The 23,581-nt window shown below is 35.6% G+C and carries 29 protein-coding genes; 11 read left to right on the top strand and 18 right to left on the bottom strand.

Annotated elements, in window-relative coordinates:
* Nucleotides 1-10: 10 nt before the first annotated feature.
* The 5 genes from AAHI02_RS05235 to AAHI02_RS05255 form a co-directional block, all read right to left on the bottom strand.
* Nucleotides 11-1,357, bottom strand: coding sequence for a phage tail sheath C-terminal domain-containing protein (locus AAHI02_RS05235; protein ID WP_346985753.1), 1,347 nt, complete (start codon nt 1,355-1,357; stop codon nt 11-13).
* Nucleotides 1,281-1,733, bottom strand: a complete 453-nt coding sequence (locus AAHI02_RS05240) for a hypothetical protein (protein WP_346985754.1) — start codon at nt 1,731-1,733, stop codon at nt 1,281-1,283. The genes AAHI02_RS05235 and AAHI02_RS05240 overlap by 77 nt, the downstream gene beginning before the upstream one ends.
* Nucleotides 1,734-1,811: 78 nt before the next feature.
* Entirely contained in the window at nt 1,812-3,380 is a 1,569-nt protein-coding gene (locus AAHI02_RS05245) for a phage tail sheath C-terminal domain-containing protein (protein WP_346985755.1), read from the bottom strand.
* Nucleotides 3,331-3,570 (bottom strand): hypothetical protein, encoded by a 240-nt coding sequence (locus AAHI02_RS05250; protein ID WP_346985756.1) that lies wholly within the window; start codon nt 3,568-3,570, stop codon nt 3,331-3,333. Before AAHI02_RS05250 ends, AAHI02_RS05245 begins: the two co-directional genes overlap by 50 nt.
* A 51-nt stretch (nt 3,571-3,621) precedes the next feature.
* The gene (locus AAHI02_RS05255) at nt 3,622-4,167 is read right to left on the bottom strand and encodes a DUF4255 domain-containing protein (protein WP_346985757.1); all 546 of its coding nucleotides are present in this window, start codon (nt 4,165-4,167) and stop codon (nt 3,622-3,624) included.
* Between the two features lie 468 nt (nt 4,168-4,635).
* On the opposite strand from AAHI02_RS05255, the gene AAHI02_RS05260 reads away from it, so the two are divergent.
* The 11 genes from AAHI02_RS05260 to AAHI02_RS05310 all read left to right on the top strand — a co-directional run bounded on the left by AAHI02_RS05260 (nt 4,636) and on the right by AAHI02_RS05310 (nt 13,248).
* Complete coding sequence (locus AAHI02_RS05260; protein ID WP_346985758.1) at nt 4,636-4,956, top strand: hypothetical protein; 321 nt, start codon at nt 4,636-4,638, stop codon at nt 4,954-4,956.
* 34 nt (nt 4,957-4,990) lie between these two features.
* Nucleotides 4,991-5,230: a hypothetical protein gene (locus AAHI02_RS05265; RefSeq protein ID WP_346985759.1), complete on the top strand. Its 240-nt coding sequence runs from the start codon at nt 4,991-4,993 to the stop codon at nt 5,228-5,230.
* Nucleotides 5,175-6,452, top strand: a complete 1,278-nt coding sequence (locus AAHI02_RS05270; protein WP_346985760.1) for a contractile injection system tape measure protein — start codon at nt 5,175-5,177, stop codon at nt 6,450-6,452. Before AAHI02_RS05265 ends, AAHI02_RS05270 begins: the two co-directional genes overlap by 56 nt.
* Before the next feature lie 167 nt (nt 6,453-6,619).
* On the top strand, nt 6,620-8,038 hold the full coding sequence (locus tag AAHI02_RS05275) for an ATP-binding protein (RefSeq protein ID WP_346985761.1): 1,419 nt from the start codon (nt 6,620-6,622) through the stop codon (nt 8,036-8,038).
* A 41-nt stretch (nt 8,039-8,079) separates the two neighbouring features.
* Nucleotides 8,080-8,424, top strand: a complete 345-nt coding sequence (locus AAHI02_RS05280; protein ID WP_346985762.1) for a hypothetical protein — start codon at nt 8,080-8,082, stop codon at nt 8,422-8,424.
* 43 nt (nt 8,425-8,467) lie between these two features.
* Nucleotides 8,468-10,996: a deaminase domain-containing protein gene (locus AAHI02_RS05285; RefSeq protein WP_346986593.1), complete on the top strand. Its 2,529-nt coding sequence runs from the start codon at nt 8,468-8,470 to the stop codon at nt 10,994-10,996.
* On the top strand, nt 10,983-11,231 hold the full coding sequence (locus AAHI02_RS05290) for a hypothetical protein (protein ID WP_346985763.1): 249 nt from the start codon (nt 10,983-10,985) through the stop codon (nt 11,229-11,231). Before AAHI02_RS05285 ends, AAHI02_RS05290 begins: the two co-directional genes overlap by 14 nt.
* 375 nt (nt 11,232-11,606) lie before the next feature.
* Nucleotides 11,607-11,843 (top strand): hypothetical protein, encoded by a 237-nt coding sequence (locus AAHI02_RS05295; RefSeq protein ID WP_346985764.1) that lies wholly within the window; start codon nt 11,607-11,609, stop codon nt 11,841-11,843.
* Between the two features lie 232 nt (nt 11,844-12,075).
* Nucleotides 12,076-12,429, top strand: coding sequence for a hypothetical protein (locus AAHI02_RS05300; RefSeq protein ID WP_346985765.1), 354 nt, complete (start codon nt 12,076-12,078; stop codon nt 12,427-12,429).
* 117 nt (nt 12,430-12,546) lie between these two features.
* Complete coding sequence (locus AAHI02_RS05305) at nt 12,547-12,864, top strand: immunity protein Tsi6 family protein (RefSeq protein WP_346985766.1); 318 nt, start codon at nt 12,547-12,549, stop codon at nt 12,862-12,864.
* Between the two features lie 36 nt (nt 12,865-12,900).
* Nucleotides 12,901-13,248 carry a hypothetical protein gene (locus AAHI02_RS05310; RefSeq protein ID WP_346985767.1) on the top strand — a complete coding sequence of 116 codons (348 nt, stop codon included), beginning with the start codon at nt 12,901-12,903 and terminating at the stop codon, nt 13,246-13,248.
* Nucleotides 13,249-13,365: 117 nt separating this feature from the next.
* Here AAHI02_RS05310 and AAHI02_RS05315 read toward each other — a convergent pair whose 3' ends face one another.
* The 13 genes from AAHI02_RS05315 to AAHI02_RS05375 all read right to left on the bottom strand — a co-directional run bounded on the left by AAHI02_RS05315 (nt 13,366) and on the right by AAHI02_RS05375 (nt 23,572).
* Entirely contained in the window at nt 13,366-14,124 is a 759-nt protein-coding gene (locus tag AAHI02_RS05315; protein ID WP_346985768.1) for a LytTR family DNA-binding domain-containing protein, read from the bottom strand.
* Nucleotides 14,125-14,126: 2 nt separating this feature from the next.
* Entirely contained in the window at nt 14,127-14,795 is a 669-nt protein-coding gene (locus AAHI02_RS05320) for a histidine kinase (protein WP_346985769.1), read from the bottom strand.
* Nucleotides 14,731-15,093 carry a hypothetical protein gene (locus AAHI02_RS05325; protein WP_346985770.1) on the bottom strand — a complete coding sequence of 121 codons (363 nt, stop codon included), beginning with the start codon at nt 15,091-15,093 and terminating at the stop codon, nt 14,731-14,733. The genes AAHI02_RS05320 and AAHI02_RS05325 overlap by 65 nt, the downstream gene beginning before the upstream one ends.
* A 105-nt stretch (nt 15,094-15,198) precedes the next feature.
* On the bottom strand, nt 15,199-16,095 hold the full coding sequence (locus tag AAHI02_RS05330) for a DUF6268 family outer membrane beta-barrel protein (protein WP_346985771.1): 897 nt from the start codon (nt 16,093-16,095) through the stop codon (nt 15,199-15,201).
* Between the two features lie 55 nt (nt 16,096-16,150).
* A complete protein-coding gene (locus tag AAHI02_RS05335) occupies nt 16,151-16,822 on the bottom strand; it encodes an ABC transporter ATP-binding protein (RefSeq protein ID WP_346985772.1) in 672 nt (223 codons plus the stop codon).
* Nucleotides 16,823-17,243: 421 nt separating this feature from the next.
* Entirely contained in the window at nt 17,244-18,479 is a 1,236-nt protein-coding gene (locus AAHI02_RS05340; protein WP_346985773.1) for an FtsX-like permease family protein, read from the bottom strand.
* A 4-nt stretch (nt 18,480-18,483) separates the two neighbouring features.
* Nucleotides 18,484-19,575: an HlyD family efflux transporter periplasmic adaptor subunit gene (locus tag AAHI02_RS05345; protein WP_346985774.1), complete on the bottom strand. Its 1,092-nt coding sequence runs from the start codon at nt 19,573-19,575 to the stop codon at nt 18,484-18,486.
* Nucleotides 19,576-19,583: 8 nt separating this feature from the next.
* Complete coding sequence (locus tag AAHI02_RS05350) at nt 19,584-19,769, bottom strand: hypothetical protein (RefSeq protein WP_346986667.1); 186 nt, start codon at nt 19,767-19,769, stop codon at nt 19,584-19,586.
* Nucleotides 19,735-20,901, bottom strand: coding sequence for a TolC family protein (locus AAHI02_RS05355; protein WP_346985775.1), 1,167 nt, complete (start codon nt 20,899-20,901; stop codon nt 19,735-19,737). The genes AAHI02_RS05350 and AAHI02_RS05355 overlap by 35 nt, the downstream gene beginning before the upstream one ends.
* 4 nt (nt 20,902-20,905) lie before the next feature.
* Entirely contained in the window at nt 20,906-21,289 is a 384-nt protein-coding gene (locus AAHI02_RS05360; RefSeq protein WP_346985776.1) for a DUF2147 domain-containing protein, read from the bottom strand.
* A gap of 328 nt (nt 21,290-21,617) precedes the next feature.
* Nucleotides 21,618-22,004: a nuclear transport factor 2 family protein gene (locus tag AAHI02_RS05365; protein ID WP_346985777.1), complete on the bottom strand. Its 387-nt coding sequence runs from the start codon at nt 22,002-22,004 to the stop codon at nt 21,618-21,620.
* An 82-nt stretch (nt 22,005-22,086) separates the two neighbouring features.
* The gene (locus tag AAHI02_RS05370; protein ID WP_346985778.1) at nt 22,087-22,842 is read right to left on the bottom strand and encodes an alpha/beta hydrolase; all 756 of its coding nucleotides are present in this window, start codon (nt 22,840-22,842) and stop codon (nt 22,087-22,089) included.
* A gap of 28 nt (nt 22,843-22,870) precedes the next feature.
* A complete protein-coding gene (locus AAHI02_RS05375; protein WP_346985779.1) occupies nt 22,871-23,572 on the bottom strand; it encodes a CPBP family intramembrane glutamic endopeptidase in 702 nt (233 codons plus the stop codon).
* Nucleotides 23,573-23,581 lie beyond the last annotated feature (9 nt).

A 23,581-nucleotide genomic window follows, 5' to 3' on the forward strand; every position in this document is an offset into this window, starting at 1 on the left:
AGTTTAATTTTTATGCTTCCTGCAATTTGTGTGAAAAACGAAGCACGATAAATTCTGCAGGACGTACGGCAGCCATACCGATCTCGATATTCATTCTTCCTTCAAGGATATCCTGAGCTGACATGGTTTTGTTTAATCCAACGCTTACATAATACGCTTCTTCAGGCTTGCTTCCGGCTAGTGCGCCGTCTTGCCACTGCTGGTTAAGGAAATTCTCGATCATCGTCTGTACTCTGATCCATGTGTTGGCGGTATTCGGTTCAAAAACAAAACGTTCTGTTGCTTTTTTCACAGATTCTTCTACCATGTTGAAGAAACGGCGTACAGAGATGTATCTCCACTCGTTGCTGTTTCCGTCTAATGTTCTGGCGCCCCAAACCATGATTCCTTTTCCGGTAAATGCTCTGATCGCGTTGATCGATTTTCCAAATTGAGGATCTACGTTAAGTGCATCTTGTTGTCTGTCGGAGATCTTTTCTGTTGGTGCTGCTACGAAGTTCAGTCCTACATTAGCCGGTGATTTCCACACTCCGGAAGTGCTGTCTACTTTGGCATACACACCTGCCATTGAGGATGAAGGAGCCAAAACAACCTGTTTAGATTCAATTTCTTTTTTAGCCAGATTGTACAGTTCTGAACTTGCAGATTTTAAATCAGCCAGATTGGTGATACCCGATGCGCCCGTAACCAAAACATCAGCCTCCTTGAAAGCGTAGCTTAAAACGGTCTTTAATTTTGGATGATATGCAGCGCCATATTTTAGACCCGATGCATTGACTTTGTCTCTGAAGTTAATATCATTATCCAGTACATCCATAATGACAAATCTGTCTTTCATCGCTTCTGCCTGATTTAAAGCACTGTTATATAAAGAGTAAGCACTGGTAATAGATACAGCCAAGTTAGCATCAGAAACATTATCTGCATTTTGATTGGCAAGACTCACAATAGCTGTCGCAGTAATAAGATCAGCTTTATAAGCATCAGCAACGACTTTGGCAGCAGCCTTAACAGAAACCACCGTCGCATTCGTAATGTCAGCCGCACTCTTGGCAGCTTCTACCACAGCCTGAGCAGCCTGAGCAGCAGCAACTTCACTTAGATCAGTAGGATCAGTAACTTCGTAATCGTCGGCAACAGCTTTTGCAGCAGCCACAGCAGTGGTTACATCAGCACCATCAACAGCGTCTGAAACAGCTTTAGCAGCAGCTTCAGCGGCAGTGCTCACTTCTTCACTATCTTCTGCATCCTGAAGAGCAGCATTTGCAGCAGCAACGTCATCAGCAGTAGCTACTAAGCCTTGAAGATCCGGGAAAACGATAAGCGTAGGTTCGTCTTCTTTTTTTAAGTGATTCAAGACCTTTTAATAACGTTTTATCCGATGTCGTAGACTCTACCAGTACGGGATCTGAGTAACTTCCTACTGAAACGATATAGCAAGGCCCTCCGCCATTGGCAAAATACATCTGCATGGCATAATACATTTTAAAATCGCTTACCTTAAGTTGTGCTGCGGTTGCAACGCCATCTTTGAAAGCGACAGCAAACATTTCCGGATTTGCTTTTCCAAAAAGTTGTTCATACTCCAGCATAGAACTGATTCTTGTCGGCTCATTTTTTGGTCCTTTTTCGGTATATCCGATAAAAGCCGGAATAGCTGTTTCAACTTGCGCTACGGAAGGCGGAAATTTTTCCAGTTCCTCCACATAGACTCCAGGGGTTTTGTAATTCATTTGTTAAAATTTTTAAATTAAGATTAATATACCTCGAAGTTCAACTTCGAATGTTTACTCGTGATTGATTATATTGTTTTAGGATTGTTGTAGTTTGTGCGAGAAATTTAATACGATAAACTCTGCCGGGCGTACTAATGCTATTTCGATTTTTGCATTCAAAATATTATGATCAGTAGTTTCATCTTTGGTTCCGTCAACCTCTACTTTGTAAGCGTCTTTCGGAGTACTTCCAGCTAATGCGCCCTCGATCCATTGTTGGTTGAGAAAATTTTCCAACATAGTTTTCGCACGTAAATACGTGGAAGGAATGGTAGGTTCATCGATAAATGTTTGCAAGGCAATGTTTATCGACTGTTCAATCATATCACAATAGCGACGTACATGCACATATTTCCATACATTATCTTCAGTCTCTATTTTGTCTCTTCCATCAAGAGTTCTGGCTCCCCAGACTAAAGTTCCTTTTCCGATAAAAGTTCTGATGGCATTGATTGATCCCGAATCATTTATATTCAAATCTGATTGCTCTTTATCCGAAACTTTTTCTGTCGGAGCTATAACATAGTTAAGACTGACATTGGCAGGTGCTTTCCAAACTCCTCTTGTGCTGTCTATTCTGCCATATACTCCTGCCATTGCTGATGATGGAGGTAAGACAACTTTTGATGACATGAGTTCTTTTTTAATTTGGTTGTACAATTCCGAATTGGTCGATTGTAAATTTTTCAGGGTTAAACCATCTGCTGCTCCTACTTTATCTTTTACGGCAAGAATTGCAGTTTTTAGTGCTTCAAACTCCCCACTAAAAACAGGCGCATCTTCGTCTAAATCATCAGGTATCACAAAATCGTCAATTGTGCCGTCATATATTGCTTCCAGTACGGCTTTTGCTTCTTCAATTGCATCTTCTAAATCAGCTTTTGCATGATCTGTCTGATCAGATGCTTCGTCAGCATTTTCATTAACTTCTTCTGCGATGGCAATCGCCTGGCTTAATAAATCTGCCAATACCATAGCATTTGCAGAGTGGCTTGAGATCTCTTCACCGGCCAGCCTTTTTAATTCGTCTAAAGCAGCAATTTCACCTGCATAAAAACTTGCGCTGGTTTCTCCCTGTTCTTGTAAACCTGTATGTACTATCGGGGTCACCGTTTCATCAAACGTATAATTCAGAATGGTTGTTAAGTGAGGAAAATAAGCTGCGGCGTGAGTGCTGAGCTCTACTTCTTTTCTAAAGTTGCCGATGGTGTTAAGATTGTTTGATAGTATTGAAGAATTTCCCTCATAAGTATCAAAAATGGCAAATCTGTTTTGAGTCTCTAATTTTCCTATGGTATATTTGTAAAGATTATAAAAATCTGATTCTGTTAATGATACTGCATCAGGAAAAACGATAAGAACAGGATCTTTAATAGCTTTTATAGTTTCGGTTACATTCAGTCCGTTTTTTAGGGAAGATAACTCTACTCCTGCTGATGCAGAATCATAAGTTCCTACTGAAACAATATAACATGGACCTCCGCCATTGGCAAAATACATCTGAAGCGAATAGTACATTAAAAATTGGGCATCCGGCGCTATAAGGGTTGTTCCTTTATCTTTTACATCTTTCAGTCGGATACTTTCCTTTTTTTGCTTTTCCAAACTTATCTTCATATTCCAAAAGAGAGCTGATTGTAAGCTTTTCATTATTATTATCATTAATATTATAGCCTTCAGGTATTCGCTCAGTGTACCCGATAAATACCGGTTTCGCTGTATCTACCAATGTAACTGAATTGGGAAGCTTAGTGATTTCTTCAATGGAAACGCCTGGCGTCGTTGGATTTGCCATGTTTTAAAAATTTAAGTTAAAGGTTATTAGTTTTTATTTTTGTTTTTATGATCAATCGACTTTGATGCTTTTAACATCCACTTCATCAATTAATTCAATATCGATTGGTGGTGTATCCGCTGCAATTTTTATCACACTGATTTTATAGAATGCAGAAGGCATTACTTTTCCGCCCAGCAGCCCCCAGACATAACTTAGTTGCTCAAAAGGAATGGAATGCAATTCGATTCTGAACTTTAAATCATTGTATTGCAGCACATTGTTTGTCTGAAATATCTCGATAATTTTTGAAATATTTATTAAAGCATTTGAATATCTTGTCCTGTTTGCAGCGATCATTACATATAAATTCAAATAAGCCGGCGCACTTTCCAATTCATAGCGAACCGGTACGTTGCCTACTTTTACCTGATTATATCTTGAGGCGTTTTTCATTGTAGATTCTTCCTCAACACTTACTAAAGTGATTACCACTTTATTGTCAAGACCTGAGGTATCGTCTTCGTGCTTCCCGATGTTATCCACCACTACAATATCATGCAAATCAGTTGCAACGTTCAGCGTATCTTTTAAAACCGTTAGTACATTATCAATCATAATTTTTTGCTCTTTATTATTATGCTGCAAACATACAATCACACGCCATCAAAAGACAAATATTTTAGGGCCTCAAACCTGTCTTTGCAGTAAATAAAATTTTAACACTTTATAAAAATTTAAAAAAATAAAATTTATAAAACATTACAAATCAAAACTTTAAATATTCAAATAAAAACAATAATTCCAACAAAAAGTTTTCTTATTCTAGTCATGGTGAAATGATACAGTATAATTTTATCAGGAAAAAAATATTTTTTTCCCCGATAAATGTATTAGTAAATCCAATTGCAATTTTTACGAAGAAGTATTGCTTTTTAATCAGACAATTTCTAAAAATTATAGCTCTGAATCCTTAAAGGATGATTTTGGTTTTTACTGCAAAGACAGAACGGAGAGCTCTCATAATTAGTCAGATGGATTTTCTTCCTCTAATTTTGACCCCAATAATCTTAAAACTTAAATCGTATGAATATTAAAACACTTTTTGGCAAGCGCAATGAAATCATTGGCGGCCATTTCAATGAGTTACGTTCAAAAATGGGCATGGCGAACCAGGATGAAGAAGCTATTTTCTCTTTACGGGAAGAGATCTGTAATGCCTGTCCTCTAAAAAACGGCAACAACTGCAACGCCATGAAATGGATGAATCCTGAAACTCTGGAAGTTGTAGATGTTCCAAAAGATGGCTTCATCAGAGGTTGCGGATGCAGATTGAGCGCAAAACAAAGATCGAAGTTAAGCCTTTGTCCTGCTGGTTTTTGGGGCGGAGAATTTGACAAGAAATAAAACTATAGCATTGCATAATTAAATCTATTTTGAAGTGAAGCAGGATCATATCATTCAGAAAGTTTTTGTTGAAATTACCGTCAACAACAAAGAAAAAGCATATTGCATAAAAGATGATATCAACAGCTTTTTGTCTATTGATGTTTTCCCGGAAATAGAAAAATACATCAATGGTATAGAGCAGAAATTAGCAGGCCATACGCTGCAAATCCCCCCGGATGGAACTGAATCTGGAAGTAAAAAACAGCTCGCTGAATACCGAATTAAAAGATAAAATTACTCAGCTTTTTAAAGAAGAATTGTCAGAAACAGTTCAACGTGGTGAAACATCCAGACAGGAAACAGAAAATGATCCTAAAGCATATTGGGTTGAAAATCAGGAAAAAATGGTGCAAACCTTTATTTATTTTTTAGAAAACGGATATATGCCCTGGTGGACTTCGGATAAGAAAAGCATTGGTTTTTTAGAAACGCAGACATTCGACACGCTTATTTCAGCTGCAAACTTCTCAAAAAGTATAATTTCTGTTTTGTTTAAACAGCATGTTCAGAATCGGATCATTAATCAGCTTTCTGATGAGCAGATTGCCCAATTATGTCTGGTTATTTTAGAAAATAAGGAATTAAAGATCAATTTAAAAAATGATATTATCCGCCGTATTTCAAAACTGAATCATCCGGACAGAATCATGGTTTGGCAACTGGTTTTAAATATGTTAACGGAATATTTTCGGTCATCAAACAGCGATCTCCAGGAATATCTTTTACATCAAATTTTAAAAGCCAAGCCGGCAGGATTGTCAAAGGTAAAAGACAACCATCAAAATTGGAAAACTGTTGTCGCGATATTTCCTTTTATAAAAGAAAATGAAATTTTTGAGAGCATTCAAAGTATTCAAAGCAGTAAAAAGAATACACCTGATCACAATGGAAACCCAAGAACTCCTGAAGAAATAAGTAATCAGAATAATGCAGCGATCCATGATGATGCCATCGCGAATGACGGTCAATATATCCGGAACGCAGGACTTATTTTAATACATCCGTTCATGAAAACCTTTTTTGAACATTGTGAACTTTTCGATCCGGAAACTCAGCAACTTACTGATCCTGAATTGTGTGCACATTTGTTACATTATATTGCCACCGGAACAACAAACGCTCCCGAATATGACATGGCTTTTGAAAAATTCTTATGTAATATTCCGATGAATCAAACGATTAACAGGCATATTAAACTTTCACGCAAGCATAAAACGCAAGCCCAAAATGTCATAGAAAGTGTTCAGCACAACTGGAATCCGATGAAGAAGTCGTCCGCAGCATTATTGCAGAATGAGTTTTTCCAGCGCTCCGGTAAACTCGTCGTAACAGACCATGATTATACGCTCACCGTGGAACGAAAAACACAGGATATTTTACTTGAAAAACTGGGCTGGGGAATTGGCCTCGTAAAATTGCCCTGGAAAGAAAAATTCATGTTCGTCAATTGGTAATTAACTCCTTATCAAACTATCGCGCCTTATAAAATCTATTATGCGGCCAGGTTTTTATATTTCAAAAACACAATTTACGGAGTATTCCTCCCGCACTATAATATCATTTCAACAGCATCACTTAAAATAAAATTATGAAGTCTTCTATTAACTATGAAAAATCATTAATGAAAACAAAAATTAATGAAAAAACAGAGAAAATTAATCATTCATTTCAGGTCGATGATCTAAATCATCACTCTTTACATGAAGAAATGAAATGGCTGGAATCGCTTGTTGAAATGCGATGTAAAGAACTGTTTTTAGAAGATGAATCAGAGTTGAAGACTGCTTACGAAATACCGGAAATGCCAACTTTCGATGATGAATCTCCCTACTCAAACACCATTAAAATCCACCAACTTACAGCAATAGACAGAGTCATTTTAGCACTGGCGATTGCTTCGGCTCATTATCCGTCGATATTAAAAACATTTGTACAGATAGAGGAAAGCAGTAATGCTTTTGCGATTGAAGCCGGTGGTGAATACAATAAATTTAACAGGAGTTTTAAACCAACTTTCCAGACCGCACTTTTTTTGCTGGCCGGGAAAGATTTATCCTTGTGGTCACACTACAGCGCGCAGCTCATCAACGGAAGTACACTTTTACAAAACGACATCGTTTATAACCGCTCTTCAGCAGAGTTTATTCATGGAAAAATTGAGTTGGATACCGCTTATCTGAACTATTTTTTATCAGGTAAAAAACCGCAACTGGATCACGGGTCTTACTTTCCGGGAAAGCTTTATAAATCTGATTTAACAATGGATGATATTATTTTGGAAAATAATGTCAGAGAACAGATAAAACCTATCGGAAATTATATAAAAGCCTTGGAAAATGGCTTTTTTAAAAACAGTGAACACGGCTTTAAACCAGGCTTCATTGCTTTATTCTACGGTGCGCCGGGAACAGGAAAAACGATGCTGGCAGGAATTCTTGCCAACACCTACGGAATCGATATGTATCATGTAGATCTCTCGCAGGTAGTCAGCAAATACATTGGTGAAACGGAGAAAAATCTTGAAGTGTTGTTCAACAGACTACAGGGAAAAAATTGTATGTTGTTTTTTGATGAAGCGGATGCCTTGTTTGGAAAACGTTCTGATGTAAAAGATGCTCATGACCGCTATGCCAACCAGGAAGTGTCTTACTTATTGCAACGAATAGAAAAATTTGACGGATTAACTATTCTGGCCTCCAATTTCGAGAACAATATGGATGATGCTTTTAAGCGCCGGATAGATGTTTCTATTAATGTAATAAGACCTGCAGAAAATACGAGAGAATCGCTTTGGAAGCATTATTTACCTAAAAACATAACCTTTGAAAGTGATGATCTTTTAAAACATTTAGCTAAAGAATATTCTTATACCGGTGCTAATATCCGCAACATTATGAAAAACATTGCTATGGCTTTACACGACCGCGATGAGACTATTATTACCTATTCATTATTAAGTACTTATTTAACTATCGAAAACGAAAAAGCTTTCGGGAAAAACCAGTCCCGACTCAGTCCGTTTGTCCAGAGAACAGAATAAGCTTCAGTACAGCATAATGAATTTACCTAATAACCAACAACATGAGCAGACATAAAAAAACATTTGCACCGAGGGCCAACCGCTCCGGGTCGCAAAATATCCATCATAAAGAGGATGAAGAAAATCAAGAGAAAATTACCAGTCAGGATGTTACCATCTCCCTCGCCAAAACAGAAGTTACCCAAATAACGTACGGTTTTTTTAGAAACAGAGCATTTAAAAAGGTAGAGAATGGTTCAGTCACTATAAAGTTTTTAGAAAAAGGCCCACATGTTTTAATTCTCAATAAGGCACTCAATATATTAGGCTATAAAGCGGTGGGAAACGGATCTTCTTTTTTGGAAGGAAACGAAGATGGCACTTATAAATTTTCAGCAGAAGAATAATATTACTGCAACAGGAATTTTCAATAGGGAGACTTTGTTGAAAATGGATGAGGTGTTGGGGAAAATTAAAGATGAAAAACCCAAAAAGGATGATGTTGTCTTATCAGCAGCAGCAGAAAAACCTAAAACCAATAATTCTATAGATGATGACTCTGTTATTTATCCTATTGTTGTAGCAAAAAATCAGAAATTTAATGGGAAACGCATTCAGACCGATGAAGATCTCAACCACTTTGCAGAGCAACAAATGAAGTTGACCCGCCATCTAAAGTGGGAGCCAAAATTTACTGATGAAAAGGTGAAAGATATAGTTGCCAAAGGAGGATCTGTAAATTACAGAATATCGTCTAAAGAACATACCATAGAAAAAGAAACAGAAGCATTATCACCTGATAAAAAAGAATTTATCCGGAATCCGGCAAGTACTGCAGATTACATTCAAAATACCCGTATCCTTGATTTGTTAAAGCAATTATCGGAGGAAGAAATGGCCGATTATAAAAGTAAAGTTTCACAGGAAACAAGCGATTTAACGGCTATTGAAGAGTCGCTGAAAGCATATATCAAAGAACGGGACAAAAACCTTAAAAACCGCGATGAATTAGAAACTGTGAAAACTAAACTTTATGGTTTAGAAAAATTGTATGATCAATATATTAAATATCTCGGTATTTCTCCGACTACCAATGTAGGTACTATTAAAGAACCTCTTATTGTAGACAATCCAATGTATTCATTTAAAGAAAAGGAGCTTACTGAAGCAATGAAGGCCAATGGTTTTGACAGTATTAAAGAATTTGAAGATTATATTAGACGTTACGAAAGTGCCTTTGAAACCGAAACCGTTCGCATTGGTATTGAAATGCTACAACATTACAAACATACTTTGTACCAGGAAGAAAAAAAATTAAGTAACATTACTTTCTTGGACCATCTGTCACAAAGCATTATAAAGTCGGGGGCTCAGGAAGATTATGAAACAGGAAAATCAATCAAAAGTAATTCGAAAAAGGTTCTTGAACATGGAATATCTTATACTGATCAACAGGAATATAGTCTTGGACAATCTAAAATAAACAATGCTAATAAATCGATAAGCTTACTTTCCAGTCAGACACCATTGGTTAATGACCCTGATTTCGATAAAGAAGAGTTTGCAGAAATTAGTAATAAAACGGATTTAAAAGCATTTTTGAATGAATACATCACTTCACAAAACGAAAAAGTAAATAGTGTAATCAATAATATCACAGAGAATCCCGAGCATATTTATGAGCTTGATAATTTATTTAAAGCTTCTTACGAAAAGCAACATATTGAAAAAGGAAGTATTTATGATCGTATTATTACTGCAAAATATGACCGTTTAAAAAGTTTAGAAATACTGTTGGCTATTTGTGAAGGTATTTTTGCACTTGCGCTTATCGTGGTGACCTGGGGTGCAGCTACTCCGGTAGTCATTGCGGGTGGTGCGTTGTCTTTAGCAGTCAGTATTGATGTTGCTTACGACACAATAAAAGAATATAAAGACAATAAAGAATTTCATGATGTAGGTTTACTCTCCGATGATCCGAGTTTGGTTTGGGTAGTCGTTGCCATTGCAGGAGTTGCGTTAGATGCAGCAGCATTGGGAGCTGTATTAAAATCTGCAAAACCCATTGCCGCAGCCGGAAAAGCTTTTAATGAAGCAGAGGATGCCACAAAAGCAATAAACAGACTTGAAAGTGATTTGGCTAAAATTGAAGGTCTTGAGGAAAGAGTGCAGCAAAATATTGTAAGACAGGCCAAAATACAGGCTCAGGAGAAAAAAATATTGGACGGTTTTGTAAAAGCCCGACAGCTTACTTATGCTACAATCCCCGGGCTTCCTCAGGCAGGCGAATTGTTAGCCAGAGCAGTATTTGCTATTCGGAAAGGAATTGTTACATTTGATAGCTTTATAGCCGAGCTAAAATTAGCTAAAGTAATAAAAGAAACGGGATTAAACCCCGAAGAACTGCTTGCGGTGAAAAATGCTTTTGAAGAAGCAAGAACTTTAGCCAAAGATGAAAAACTAGTCGCTGAACTTGAAAAAGCAATTGCGGAGAATGATGTGGCGAAGGTAAAGAGTTTACTGGGGGAAACAGAGGATATAGGACTCGTGACTCAAGGGACCGAAGAAGAAATCTTACAAGCAGCAAAAAGAATAAAAGACCATAGAGCTGCTAATAACTTAAGAGGAGGTAATTATGGATATATAGAGGGCCAAATAAATGGTAAAGTAGTAGATAATCGGTTATGGAGAAGTGTACCTTTAGATGTTGCTGAAAATGAAATTCACATCTTTAATGCAATAAAAGTAGAAGGTAATAAAGGAAAAGAATGGTTACGAATTACTGATAGTGAGTATAGAATGTTAAATAAATTAGCCAAAGATTTAGGCGCAAAAAAAGGAGGTAAATACCTTGAAATAGTAGGGGAAATAAAAATAGTATCAGAAAACCCATATTGTATCTCTTGTACAGGAATAATACAACAGTTTAACGAAATGTTTCCAAACGTAAAAATAATATTGATAAATGGAGCCAAATAAAAATGAAATAACTTTTGAAGTAATGGTAATGTATTCAGAAGTTTTAGAAAAAGCAATTGAACAGCATAACAATTTTAATGAGACTGATTTTAGAATTGTAGAAGTTATAGATGATGAAGTAATATTTTGCAAAATAGGAGTTTCTAAATATACAACTTCAGATTTATTTAATTTAGGTCACAGGTTATCTGTAATAGAACATAATATGCGTGAAAATGGTGAAATAGACTGGTAAAATATTCTTGTATTTATTATGACTTAATAACCACTACCAAAACTGAATAGTATATCTTTAGTTTATTTTCTTTCATTTACTTGAATATGTCTGAATGTAAAAATTAACTTACAGATAACTTAAAGTGCTAATAAATGAAAACAAAAAGAATAATTTATGCACCATCAGCAGTTACTCAATTTACGTTTAAATCAATAAAGAGAACAATACAAATATTGAAAACTCGGATGAGGTAATAGATGTTTTTCCATTCGTAACAATAGATTTTAAAGAAACACCTTTTCAATTAATTTTTGAATATACTTATGAATTGGGTAGCTTACAATCCTGTAAAAACAATCTCTGCTAAATCTCTACCAAAAATTAATTAAAATTATGAATAACAAGAAAGTACTAGAAAAAAAAGACTGGGAATATTATGTCTTTGAAGAAGAAAATGATATTAAACTATCTGTTCCAATTCCTAAACCAAACCCAGGGTTTGATATAATTTACACTTTGGACGAATATGAAAAAGAAAATTACTTATGCAAAGGCATTATAGCTCTTAAAGATAGAATAGAGGATATGAAAGTAAATTTTTCTAATTATGAAATGAATTCATGGAGGTAATAATGTTTCATTTTTGTTGTTAACTATCTTCTATAAAAGAATCTATATAAAAACAACTTTTGGCTCCTAACAACTTTTTAACCCTAGCTCCGCAAAAGTCTCCTGACTTTGCAAATTTTTTGTTAAGAAGCATACAAGAAATTAATAGCAACAGAATATATGGTAACGAAATACCTATTTATACAAAAGGCGGAGGAATACAAATATATATACCTAAATCACAATTTTAAAAATGAATTACAAAGAAGTAACTACACAAAAAGAATACAAAAATTTGCTAAACGAATTAAGTGTTGAATCTAAGAATTTTGCGGATAAATATCCCCAAGTCCCAATTTATAAATCAATATATAATCAAATTAATGATATAAAAAACACAATAAGTAATAATATTAGGTTATCTGAAAATGAAATATATGAGAGATATTCTATAGGTGCTATAGCTATAAAAAACTTTGACTGCGATCAGAAATTTTTGGCAGAAAACTACAAGATGTATTTAGCGGTTTATTTTAATACTGGGACATGCCAGAGAAATAAAGAAATTTCCAAAAGATGCAGAAGGTTTAAAAAGTACATCTGCTGAAATAAATGATACATGGTCAAAAATAGATAAAGATGGCAACAAAATACCTATTTTTACAAAAGGAGGCGGCAGCCAAATTTATATACCGAAAAGTCAATTTAATTAAAAAAATAGAAAATGTACACTAGACTAAATAATAATAGAACAAAAGAATATTATAGAGAAATTTTAAACCAAGCTATATCTAAAACAGAGGAATTACTAAAAATGTCTCCTCAAATTCAGATCTACCATTCAATATATAGTCAGTTAGTTGACATTCTTGAGGAAGTAGTAAAAAATAATGTTGTTTTTTCAGAGAAGGAATTATATGAAAAATATTCCTTAGGAGCAATCGCTGCTAAAAATTTTGATTTAGAACATGATGAGTATGCACAAAAATTAAGTGATTCATTCGGAGGAATTTTTGATTATGATAAAATGCCCGAAAAATAATAATAGCAATTGAAAAGTATAATAATCTAAAAAAACATGCTTAAAAAAATCGAAATAACCAGACAAAAACTATTTGATGGTGATGAGGAAAAATGTTTACAGGAAGTTTTTGAAATTGAAAATCATAAAATCAAATTGATTGATTTTTACAATAAACCGCTGCGGGATTTAAAAAAAGAAATAGATGAAGAAAGCTTTGATATCATCATTAAAGAAGACAAATTTAACGTAAACACAGGATTTATTGAAAAATATACATCCGAAGAAGGTTTAGAAATTCATTATTTAAAAAACAATGATTCCATTTATCTATTTTCATATGGAGAATATCAGCCGGCAAGATATATGCTATTTTTAGAAGGTATTTGGCATTACATTTCATAACGAATGAGCTGTCCACGATTGAGGGCAGCTTTTAAATTAAAAACATCCTGTTAAAATCAAAGGGATTTGGAATTAGTAAATATTGAAGTTATAACACTGTTTTCCAAACTTAATAAATTATCTTCCATGTTCAAGCCACTCTTTGAAAGCGGTGACCTTAAGGCGGCTGACTATTATTTGATTTTCAGGTTTAATGGTAAGCTCCAAAATAACTTTCCTGTTAAAGTAAGGCTGAATGGTAAGAATCGTATTTCTGTTGATGAGCATTTGCCGGTTGATCCTGAAAAAAACATGAGGATCACAGACGTTGGCGATGTATTCCATATTTTTGAAAACAGGGTATCGTTTTCTATCGAATGTGTATAGATAAACAATATCTTCCTCTATGGCAAACATCGCAATATTTTCCGTTAAAACCACAATTGTCCGGTCTTTCTGTTGTGCGAGAAAACTTTCCTGATAAACTTGGGTTTTGGGCTTTTCTCCCGGAATTTCAAAGGACAATTGTGTTTTGAAACGTCCGGCCAGTTGCCGGAATTTATGAAGCGCATTCAGTATTTCCTCATCTTCAAAAGGCTTAAGAATATATTCTATCCCATTGTTTCTGATGGCCTTAAGCGCATATTCATCGTATGCTGTACAGAATATAACCGGGATATTGATATCGATATGCCGGAATATTTCAAAGCTGTGTCCGTCTGACAAATGGATGTCAAGAAACATCAGATCTATATTCTGAGCATACTTTGAAAGATATGAAACTGTTTCGGAAATAGATTCCAAAGTCTTAATAACAATAAAATCCCTGTCACTTTCTATGACTTCCTGCAACAATCGGGCAGTATGATGCTCGTCTTCCACCAACAAAACATTCATAATTAAATCAGTTTTAATTTTACTTCAAATTTCTCTTCATCCGAGCTTTTCAAAATTCCATCAGAAATTTTTAATAAGGCATAACGCTGTGCTATATTTTCAAGTCCGAATCCGGAAATTTCGGCAACTGTAAGTTTCGGCAATCTGTTATTTTTGATAAAAATATAATTATTATCGGTATAAATATTGATTTCCAGCGGCTTTGATGAAGAAATCCTGTTATGTTTAAAACAATTTTCTGCCAGGATCTGAAGGCTTAGTGTAGGAATCTGTTTCTGCAAAAGACTTTCTTCAACATCGATCGATACTTTGATGGCACCTTCATTTCTGGTCTGCATCAAGAAAAAATAGGATTTCAGGACATCAATCTCATCTTTAAGCGATGTGGTTGAGGTATTGTTTAAAGAAAGTGTCAGCCTGTAAAAATTGGAAAGGCTCATGACAAACTTTTCTGATGAAGGATGATGATTCCTGATCATTGTACGCAAGGTATTGAAAGAATTGAAAAGAAAATGAGGATCTACCTTTGTCCTGAGTTCCTGAAGCTGGACTTTGTAGTTTTCAAGCAGAATCTGCTCTTTTTCCAGCTGAAGTTTTGAAATGCTTTCATTGGCCTTCAGAGCAAATTGAATGATGAAAAACAATACCGCGGCAAAAAAATAATTTAACAATAAATACCCATTTAATGGCATTGGGAATTTTAAATATTAACAAAGCAAAAACAGCATAAACAATAACGACAAAGGATGCAACAATTCCTGTAGTGACCAGATTTCTATATTTGGTTTTGATATTGGAAACTGCCTGTAAAATATACCAGAGAATATACAATACAATAGATGCATACAGCCATTTCTCTGCAAATCCGTCAGGCTGAACATTAGAAGTCTCCGAAATGGAAAAGAAATTAAGACCCGGCAAAATGATGGCCAGTGCTATAGGGAGTATGATATGTATCCTTTTTTTCATGCAAAAGATTTTTTAAATTTATCTGATCATGGACATTTAATCATCTTAATTTCTATTCAAATCTAGTAAAGATTTACTGAAGATTAAGCTTGTTATAACATTTATCTACAGCCCAAAGCTATATCCGATATTAAATCTCAATCCCCTGGATCTGATTTCCCGAATGGGTTCTGACTTTTGACGAAGATCGAAAGTGAAAATACTCCAGTTATTATCCGCGGTATCTTCATAAAGCTTGAAGTTATTGATAAAATCATATCCAATTCCCAGTGAAAACTTATGATGTCCTGCCAATTTATATTCCAGACTGCTCATTCCATACCAATTGTTTATCCTTATAAAACGGCTGTTCTCTTCGTTTGCCGAAAGCCTGTAACTTCCTGCGCCCGCAACTATTTCGTTGGTCCACGAAAGTTGATCATTAATGGTATAGATCAGCTTTGGACGGATCGGAAGAAGGCCTGCGAGCTGTAACTTTGGTGTAATTTGATAATCAACGGATATAAACGGATTCAATTGATGTCCGTAGAACTGCCTGTTGTAGGAAATCCCCCACCCTGTCTTAAGATGGTCATTATGCTGAATGGTATATCTTGCACCAAAAGAATAACGGAAATCTTCTTCACTGACATCCTTAAAATCAGAATAAGCGCCAACCTGTGCGAAGAGATAAAGCTTATATTTTTGTTTTATTTTTAACTGCCAGAAAACGAAAATATCTGCACCGTAAAGATCTTTAGAGAGTGCCGGATCAAGACCGGAAATGCTTCTCGATTTGAATTGAAGCCTTCCGCCCGCTGTTCTTTTCTCATCACGGTAAATCGGAAAATTCAGAAAAGCATCAATATCTTTTATTTTTCCTTTGGCAGAATCATTCTTTATTTTATCAGAACCATAACTTATTCCAAACAGATCCGGCTTTCCTTCCTGAGCGTAAATTTTATCATTAAAAAATACGGCCAGCAATAGTAATAATCCTTTATATATTCTACTATGATTCATCTTTTTCTTTTTTGTTTAAAAATTGCTACCCCTTACAGACTTCCCTATGTGATTATTAAATGATAATTTTTCCGTCCGCCATTTCTATAATACGGTCGCAATTGGCCGCAAACTCATCATCGTGGGTCACTGCTACGATTGTCTGTCCTTTTTCTTTTGCGAGTTCCCGGAATATTTCGAAAACAATTTTTGTGTTTTTAGAATCCAGATTTCCGGTTGGCTCATCACCCATGATAATCGCCGGATCATTGATCAATGCTCTTGCAATTGCCACGCGCTGTTGCTGCCCGCCTGAGATTTTTGAAGCCTTTTTATGTTCGTGCCCTTTTATATCCAGTAAGCTGAGAAGTTCCATCGCTTTGTGTTCAATTTCTTGCTTTGAATGTTTTTTCAGTTTCAGTGCGGGAAGCATCACATTATCCAGCACCGAAAATTCAGGCAAAAGATAATGGAACTGAAAAACAAAGCCTATATGCTCATTACGGAAAGCGGAAAGCTGATTCTGCTTCAGCCCCGTCACTAAAGTATTATTTATTGAAATCTGGCCTTCATAATCTGTATCCATCGTGGAAAGAAGATATAATAAGGTAGATTTTCCCGAACCTGATTTTCCTACCACAGCAACAAATTCGCCCTTTTCAACGTTAAAAGTGACATCCTTTAAAACCTTGAATTTTTCCGGTTCGTAAAAATATTTATTGATATGGTTAACTGATAATGCTTTCATATTAAAAGATTAATGGGTCATTTTGAATTTTCCATTCATAAAAAAAATGTGATAATTAAAATCTCGGTGATCGTAATAACAATAAACAGTATCAGTAGTTTAATGATTATCAATAGATTTTTAATGGTATTTTCAGTAGTCGTATTACTAATCCTTTTGCTGTTTCTGGACGGCCTGTTTGTAAAGTTTTTGAAATTTCGTGTACTCATAAAAATTATGTTGATTTAAGTAACCCGGCAAAGTTTTTTGGATTAATTATGAAACAGATAGCAATAGTAGCAAAACGTCTCCTGCCAATATGTTTTGCAGTTATAATATTCCCGATATAGTTCTGCGTAAAAAATCAGGATCAATACAATCACAAATAGTTTGATGTAAACTAAACTGCCGTTCTCATTATCTTTCTGATTATTTGTTTTCATCATCCTCTTAAAATTGCTACAGGATCTATTTTCGATGCGTTTCTGGCGGGCAGATATCCGGCAATAGCTGTTATCAACAGACCGAATAAAAAAGCCAAAACATAATCCGTTGGGCTGTAATCTATCGGCAAAGTCGTGAAAGAGCCAATTTTGAAAGGAATCTGATCCACGATCATAGAAACAACATATCCGAAGGCAAGACCTGTAAACCCACCGATAAGGCCTATAATAATGGATTGCGTTAAAAAGATCTCGACGATATCGCTACCATTAAAACCCATTGCTTTCAGAATAGCGATTTCTTTAATCTTTTCATTAACCGTCATATTCATAATATTATAAATTCCGAAGCCCGCTACAATTAAGATGGTGAAAGAAACAGCTACTGCCAGAATATTACGGAGAACATTTGCAGAATCCAGCTGTGCATTGCCTTCCTGCCATGCCTCAACTTTATAATCGGTCATTGCCGCTATTTTTTTTGAAGTTTCTTTAGACTTGTTGTAATCATCAATATTGATGAGAATATCTGTCGCATAACTTCTGTTCTTGGAGAAAAGCTGTCTCGCTGTGCGGATGGAAATGATTGCTCTGGTTTTATCCACACTGGCAGATCCTGTCTCCATAATCCCGATGATCTTAAAAATTCTGGACATCCCATCGGAAGTAAGCACTGTGATATTATCGTCCATTCCCACTCCAAGATTTTGAGCCAGCTTATAACCCAGAATAATTCCGTCAGCACGTTTTTCAAGATCATAAAAACTGCCCTGTTGCATATAGTCCGATGTATGGAACAGCCGATCTTCATTTTCCACATCTACTCCGGAAAGAGATGCATTAATCTTCGTAACCCCATTTCTGATAAAAATATTCTGGTTGAGCTGTTCCGTTATTGCGGAGATTTCTTTCAGCCCGGAAACAGATTCTTTGATAGGCTCCGTGTTTTTTATCCCTTCCGTATATCGTATATTTTTGGCGTTATTTACGATTACTAAAGTGTTTTTATCTTTTGTCTGCAGGATCTGACGCACATCAGTCGGAAGGTCATTGTAGATCCTGATATGCGACATGGAAGTAAAAGTTATTTGTGTCTGGGCACTATTGACACCGGACATAAAGCTGTTCATGAAAATGTACATCGATATCCCGAACGTCACGCTCAGCACAGCTACAAGAAGCTGTTTGACCTTGGATGAGAGATGTACCCAGGATATTTTCCTATTCGTATTCATCACGTTAATCTTTAGGTTTTATAAGAATATCGTTTTCGGATATGCCGCTGCGAATCTCTGTCCACTCATTATCTTTTGAACCGGTAATGACCTGTCTTTGCTCATTATTCTCCAGGGTCACAAATTTTCCTTTGGAAATATATGAAGTGGGAATCACCAATACATTCTTTCGTTTTGATGTTTCTATATTTGCCTGAAGCTGGGTACCGGAAAAAACAGTTTCCGGGGTTTTGTCAAATTTTGCTTCCACAATGTATGATTGTTCTGTCTCATCAAAAGCTGGTAAGATTTTAACGATTGTTGCCGTAAAATCCTGATCTGGATATGTGTTGAGGTGAATGGCCGCCTTTTGTCCTGTTCTCACTTTAGCAATATCATCTTCCGAAACATAGAGCTTTAGTTTAAAATCTCCACGGCCGATCCTTGCCATATTTTCACCCTGTTTTACCAGTTCACCTTTCTTTTTAAAAACATTCAGGACTTCACCATTTCCTGCGGAACGGATGGTATAATCTTTTAAAATATCCTGTTGCTGATTTACGCCTATTGCACTTCTTCTCTTCGAAAGATCAAGAGCGTTTTTTGTATCCAGATAATTTTTTTGAAGTGCAACTAAATTATTCTGTGAAGACTGATACTGAAGCTGCGCCTTTTCAAGATCCAGCTGTGAAACAGAATTTTTTACTCTGAGTTCCTGGTATCGCTGAAAGTTTATTCTATCCTGAGCCACCTGATGTTGAGCTTGGTCGATCTGTGATTGAATCTGGAGCAGTTGCGGGGAACTTCCGGATGCATTTTCCTTAGATTGTGAGTAAACCGCTTCTGCATCTTTCAGCTGCTCTGTCTGCACATTGCTTTCAATAGTTGCAATCAGGCTATTGTCAGTCAGTATTTCACCTTCTTTGATCGGAATGTTTACTATATTTCCACTGATCCTGGCCGAAATCATATATTCATCTTCCTTTTCTATGTATCCGCTTGCAAAAACCGCATCTTCAATATTCTTTCTTACCGATGAAGTTTTTTCCGTTTTGGTACAGGAAACAAGCATTACTGCCAATAAGAAAAGGCTTATTATTTTTATTTTGTTTATCATAATGTGTGCTATGGTTTATGAAAATCTATTGTACGCAGGTAGATCTTATATTTTGCTAAAGAAAAATCAGAAAGGCTCCGGAGATAATCATACTGCGCAGACAGAAGATCAGAATACCGGTCAAGACGTTCATCCAGACTGATGATTCCGCTTTCATATTTATTTTGCGTGTGAATATCGTTTTGCTCCTGCAATTGCAATATCTCCGTAGTTTTTTTCAAGATCCGCGACAGACTGATCGTACTGAATCTTAAGTATCTCATCTTCTTTATCTTTTACAATCTTCGTGTTTTCCAGTTGCATCTGCTGGATTTTCAGTTCAGTTTGTGATTCTTTAATTTTCCGGTTTATAGAAAATCCATTGAAAAGAGGCAGATTTAGTTTAACTCCAAAAAATTGTTGAGGAAGACTATTAACATTTGAGAAATCCATAAAATGATCCGTCGCCCAATTATAATTATACTGATAAACCAATCCTAACGTCGGGTATCGCATCGCTTCGCTCTGTTTTACAAGTGACTTTGAAATATCGATCTGTTTTTCCTGAAAAAGGATTTCCGGATGAACAGCTTGAAAATCAGGATTAATAATATGATCCTCATCAGTTCCGAAATCTGATATCTGAATTTCTTCGCGGAGGTCGAGAATGCCCTGCAATTGGCGGTAAAGTTGATCCAGGTTGCTTTCTGTAGTTTTAATTTTCTTTTCATTTTGCAGGTGTTGTATTGAAACACGGTTGAGATCAGATTCGCTGATGATGCCTTTCTGGTATTTTTCCGAGGCATTATGCAACATTATTTTAGTAACATTCGCATTTTTTTCATCAATTTCAAGCGATTTCTGAGCCAGTAATATAGAATAATACACAGAAGCCAGCTGATTGTAGGTGTTGAACCGATTGATTTCCGTATTCAGTTTTCCCGCTTCTGACTGAAATTCTGATGTTTTAATGGCAAAGATCTTTTGAAAGTCAAGAACATTCCATTGGGCCTGTATTGAAGTTGTGTAAAGATAAGTTTTACCAAATTTCATTTCTTCAAAGCTTCCTTCCGGAGCATTGGGATTAAAAAGTCTTGCGGGAACCAGCGTAGGCTGCAAAGTAATATTGTCATTAAATCCAGCCGATGCATTGACAGATGGATACAGAAACGACTTTGACTGTTTCTCCCGAATGGCATTTACTTCCTGCTGCGCTTCAGAAATACGTATGGAAGCACTGTGCTTGTCGGCATAATCCCGTACTTCCTGAAAAGAGTTAAATACGACCTGGCTTTTGACAGAAAGGCAAGACAATAAGACAAATAGTATTAAAAGCGACTTTTTCATTGATCTATAATCTCGTCCACGCCTGAGTTTTTGACATCATACCATAAGAAGCTTTAATGCTTAGCAGCCCATCTTTTACAATCTGGGCGGAACACGAGGCCGTTTTTCCTTTTTTTATGATATAGACTGTTCCATTTGTATAGCTGCCTTTTCCTGAAGGTTTCAGCCCGCTTATCTGTTTTTTACCGATTAAACTTGCATCTTCTGCTTTTCGGATAATGGCATCATAATAATTCCCGTTCTTAACGAATTCTACAACTCTCGTTTTTTCTTCGTTGATCCATTTGCCAAGAAGTTTGTCTTCAGAGGTTTGCGCTTTCATATTCATTCCCAGAAGTATAAAAACCAAAGGAAAAATAACCCTTGCTTTTTTAAAAAAATTTTTCATATTTTAAATTTAATAATTAGAAACTATGGATAGATTTTGGTTGCGAATCGTTTTTTATTAATTGTATTTTAATTTTAAATCTAAATGCAAATCAACCTTTTATAAAAAAAACGACTCAGTCCTTTTTCTTCTGCAAATATCAATAAGCAGATGAGGCAACAACCATAGAAACTTGTGCAAATGGGCTATTGACAAAATGAAATGAACGAAACAGCGTTTTAAATGAACATCAAGCTTTTTTTAAAATTTATTATTAATAAAAATCCCCCCGAGAAAGATTCTCGAGGGCCTATATAATCTGTTTAAATGAAAACTATCTTATTTTTATTTATTCGAAATTATCAAAATAGGTAAAGTCCTTTGTGATTTTTCCATTTTCAATAGTGAAAATTGTACAGATCGGCAATTCAAATTTCGTGTTATCCGGTGCTGTACCGGTTGAAATAAATTCAACAATAATATGATTATCTCCCGAATTGTAGGTTTGTAACACTTTATCTTTCACATCAGGAAACATCTGGCTTAAAGCTGTATATTTATCAATGACCTGCTGCCTTGATTGTTTCACAATACTCTTTCCCAGGCTTGGATCCTTAAATTCGGCAGTTTCGGTGTACATATCTGCCATTTTTCTCCAGTCGTGGTTATTGAAATGCTTAAAATACTGTTGAATCAATTTCTCATTTTCGGTCGCTGCCGTACTTTTTTTGATCACTGCAATGTGTCAATACGAATACTGCAATTAATAAAGTCCATAGATGTTTCATTTTTAATATTTTAATGGTTATCATTAGTTTTTAATCATTCAAAAATCTCAATACATATTCTTGAATTTCTTTCCTTTGTTCAGCATTAGCGTGATCGTCCATATCATCATGCTTTACATCTGATAGTTTTATGATAGTTATCCCAGACTTTTTGATGTCCGGACCTGTTGGTATTACCCCGTCATCAGCAGGCTGATCGCTCGACCGTAATGTATATATTTTAAGATTATTATCTCTTGGAAAAACCATCCTGCGATTGTCTAAAGTGATAATTTTATGGACAACATTAGGATATTTCTGAGGAAACAATGCCGTCATATCTGCACCGTTGGAATGCCCTATTAATGTAATCTTATTAAAGTTAAGATTGGGATAATTTTTCTTTAACTGATTGATAACAAATAAAATATTGTCTGCACCCCATTCCCAGAAAGGTCTCCTTACAATTTGAGGAACTCCTGTTGATGGGATCAATTCATCCGTCGGCAGTTCATGCTGTATGCTGGCCACAAAATATCCTTTCGAAGCCAGAAAATTAGTCAGGTATGAATAAGCTAAATAATCTCCACCTTTATTTTGTCCATAGCCATGGCTGAAAATAACAATCTCATGATTTCCCGATCCGGGATTATATAATGCCACAGGAATTTTTCTGTTTCTGGCCTGATCTGAAAAAGTAATGGTGTCGGCTTTTATCCCAGACGTCTCACTGCTTTCTGCTTTCCTGTGAAGATGGCAACTGCCAAAAAATAAAATAATTATCGTAAAGCAAATATATTTTTTCATGATTTAAAGTTTTTAAACAGTAAGATAACTAATCATTTGTAAGTTCCGAAGTCTGAGAATGAGTATTTAATTTTCTTTTATATAAAACCATAAACCCAATCCAAATGATCAGTAATATACCAATTAATACCAGCTCTGTCTCATGAAGCCCATTTCTGAAAAAATTATTCAGCGAATGAAATCCCGCCACTGCCAGTAATGAATATGTACTGCTGTACACTTTTCCAATTCCCCAGGTTCCAAGAAACAAAACACCAAGAAAGATCATATTGGAAGTGGTAAATTCAAAGTTCAGATGCCAGACAAACCATAAAACAGCGATGATAATTATGCTTTGAAGTTTAGGCAGGTTTTTCAGCTGTTCCTGCAAAAAACCACGCCATCCTATTTCTTCCAATAATCCGTACACTAAAACTGTGAAGAGAAGTATAAATGGAAATTCTTCATGCTGAATATAAGAAACTGTTCCTATCAGAATAACAGGAAAAATCCAGAAAATTAGTAATGGTAAAAATAAATTCCGGTAATTCCCTTTCAGAGAAAGCTTTAACGGAATATTGAATAAGCCAATGGAAACAAAAGCACCTGTCGCCGGACCAATTCCACGCAGCAGAATTTGTATAAATTCGTTGTCGGCAAAATGAAACAGATTGGTTTTAACAGCCAAAAAGCGGAATACAACTGCAATAGCATAAAAAACAATAATACTCAATATTTGTTTTCTTTTCATGGATTTTTG

The organism is Chryseobacterium sp. POE27 (assembly GCF_039727685.1).
Lineage (GTDB): Bacteria > Bacteroidota > Bacteroidia > Flavobacteriales > Weeksellaceae > Chryseobacterium.

What these genes read in the sequence shown, in the direction of transcription:
- AAHI02_RS05240 (WP_346985754.1), bottom strand. Translation starts at nt 1,733, where the DNA reads ATGAATTACAAAACCCCTGGAGTCTATGTGGAGGAACTGGAAAAATTT.
- AAHI02_RS05250 (WP_346985756.1), bottom strand. Translation starts at nt 3,570, where the DNA reads ATGGCAAATCCAACGACGCCAGGCGTTTCCATTGAAGAAATCACTAAG.
- AAHI02_RS05255 (WP_346985757.1), bottom strand. Translation starts at nt 4,167, where the DNA reads ATGATTGATAATGTACTAACGGTTTTAAAAGATACGCTGAACGTTGCA.
- AAHI02_RS05260 (WP_346985758.1), top strand. Translation starts at nt 4,636, where the DNA reads ATGAATATTAAAACACTTTTTGGCAAGCGCAATGAAATCATTGGCGGC.
- AAHI02_RS05270 (WP_346985760.1), top strand. Translation starts at nt 5,175, where the DNA reads ATGGAACTGAATCTGGAAGTAAAAAACAGCTCGCTGAATACCGAATTA.
- AAHI02_RS05275 (WP_346985761.1), top strand. Translation starts at nt 6,620, where the DNA reads ATGAAAACAAAAATTAATGAAAAAACAGAGAAAATTAATCATTCATTT.
- AAHI02_RS05280 (WP_346985762.1), top strand. Translation starts at nt 8,080, where the DNA reads ATGAGCAGACATAAAAAAACATTTGCACCGAGGGCCAACCGCTCCGGG.
- AAHI02_RS05285 (WP_346986593.1), top strand. Translation starts at nt 8,468, where the DNA reads ATGGATGAGGTGTTGGGGAAAATTAAAGATGAAAAACCCAAAAAGGAT.
- AAHI02_RS05290 (WP_346985763.1), top strand. Translation starts at nt 10,983, where the DNA reads ATGGAGCCAAATAAAAATGAAATAACTTTTGAAGTAATGGTAATGTAT.
- AAHI02_RS05295 (WP_346985764.1), top strand. Translation starts at nt 11,607, where the DNA reads ATGAATAACAAGAAAGTACTAGAAAAAAAAGACTGGGAATATTATGTC.
- AAHI02_RS05300 (WP_346985765.1), top strand. Translation starts at nt 12,076, where the DNA reads ATGAATTACAAAGAAGTAACTACACAAAAAGAATACAAAAATTTGCTA.
- AAHI02_RS05305 (WP_346985766.1), top strand. Translation starts at nt 12,547, where the DNA reads ATGTACACTAGACTAAATAATAATAGAACAAAAGAATATTATAGAGAA.
- AAHI02_RS05310 (WP_346985767.1), top strand. Translation starts at nt 12,901, where the DNA reads ATGCTTAAAAAAATCGAAATAACCAGACAAAAACTATTTGATGGTGAT.
- AAHI02_RS05315 (WP_346985768.1), bottom strand. Translation starts at nt 14,124, where the DNA reads ATGAATGTTTTGTTGGTGGAAGACGAGCATCATACTGCCCGATTGTTG.
- AAHI02_RS05325 (WP_346985770.1), bottom strand. Translation starts at nt 15,093, where the DNA reads ATGAAAAAAAGGATACATATCATACTCCCTATAGCACTGGCCATCATT.
- AAHI02_RS05330 (WP_346985771.1), bottom strand. Translation starts at nt 16,095, where the DNA reads ATGAATCATAGTAGAATATATAAAGGATTATTACTATTGCTGGCCGTA.
- AAHI02_RS05335 (WP_346985772.1), bottom strand. Translation starts at nt 16,822, where the DNA reads ATGAAAGCATTATCAGTTAACCATATCAATAAATATTTTTACGAACCG.
- AAHI02_RS05340 (WP_346985773.1), bottom strand. Translation starts at nt 18,479, where the DNA reads ATGAATACGAATAGGAAAATATCCTGGGTACATCTCTCATCCAAGGTC.
- AAHI02_RS05345 (WP_346985774.1), bottom strand. Translation starts at nt 19,575, where the DNA reads ATGATAAACAAAATAAAAATAATAAGCCTTTTCTTATTGGCAGTAATG.
- AAHI02_RS05355 (WP_346985775.1), bottom strand. Translation starts at nt 20,901, where the DNA reads ATGAAAAAGTCGCTTTTAATACTATTTGTCTTATTGTCTTGCCTTTCT.
- AAHI02_RS05360 (WP_346985776.1), bottom strand. Translation starts at nt 21,289, where the DNA reads ATGAAAAATTTTTTTAAAAAAGCAAGGGTTATTTTTCCTTTGGTTTTT.
- AAHI02_RS05370 (WP_346985778.1), bottom strand. Translation starts at nt 22,842, where the DNA reads ATGAAAAAATATATTTGCTTTACGATAATTATTTTATTTTTTGGCAGT.
- AAHI02_RS05375 (WP_346985779.1), bottom strand. Translation starts at nt 23,572, where the DNA reads ATGAAAAGAAAACAAATATTGAGTATTATTGTTTTTTATGCTATTGCA.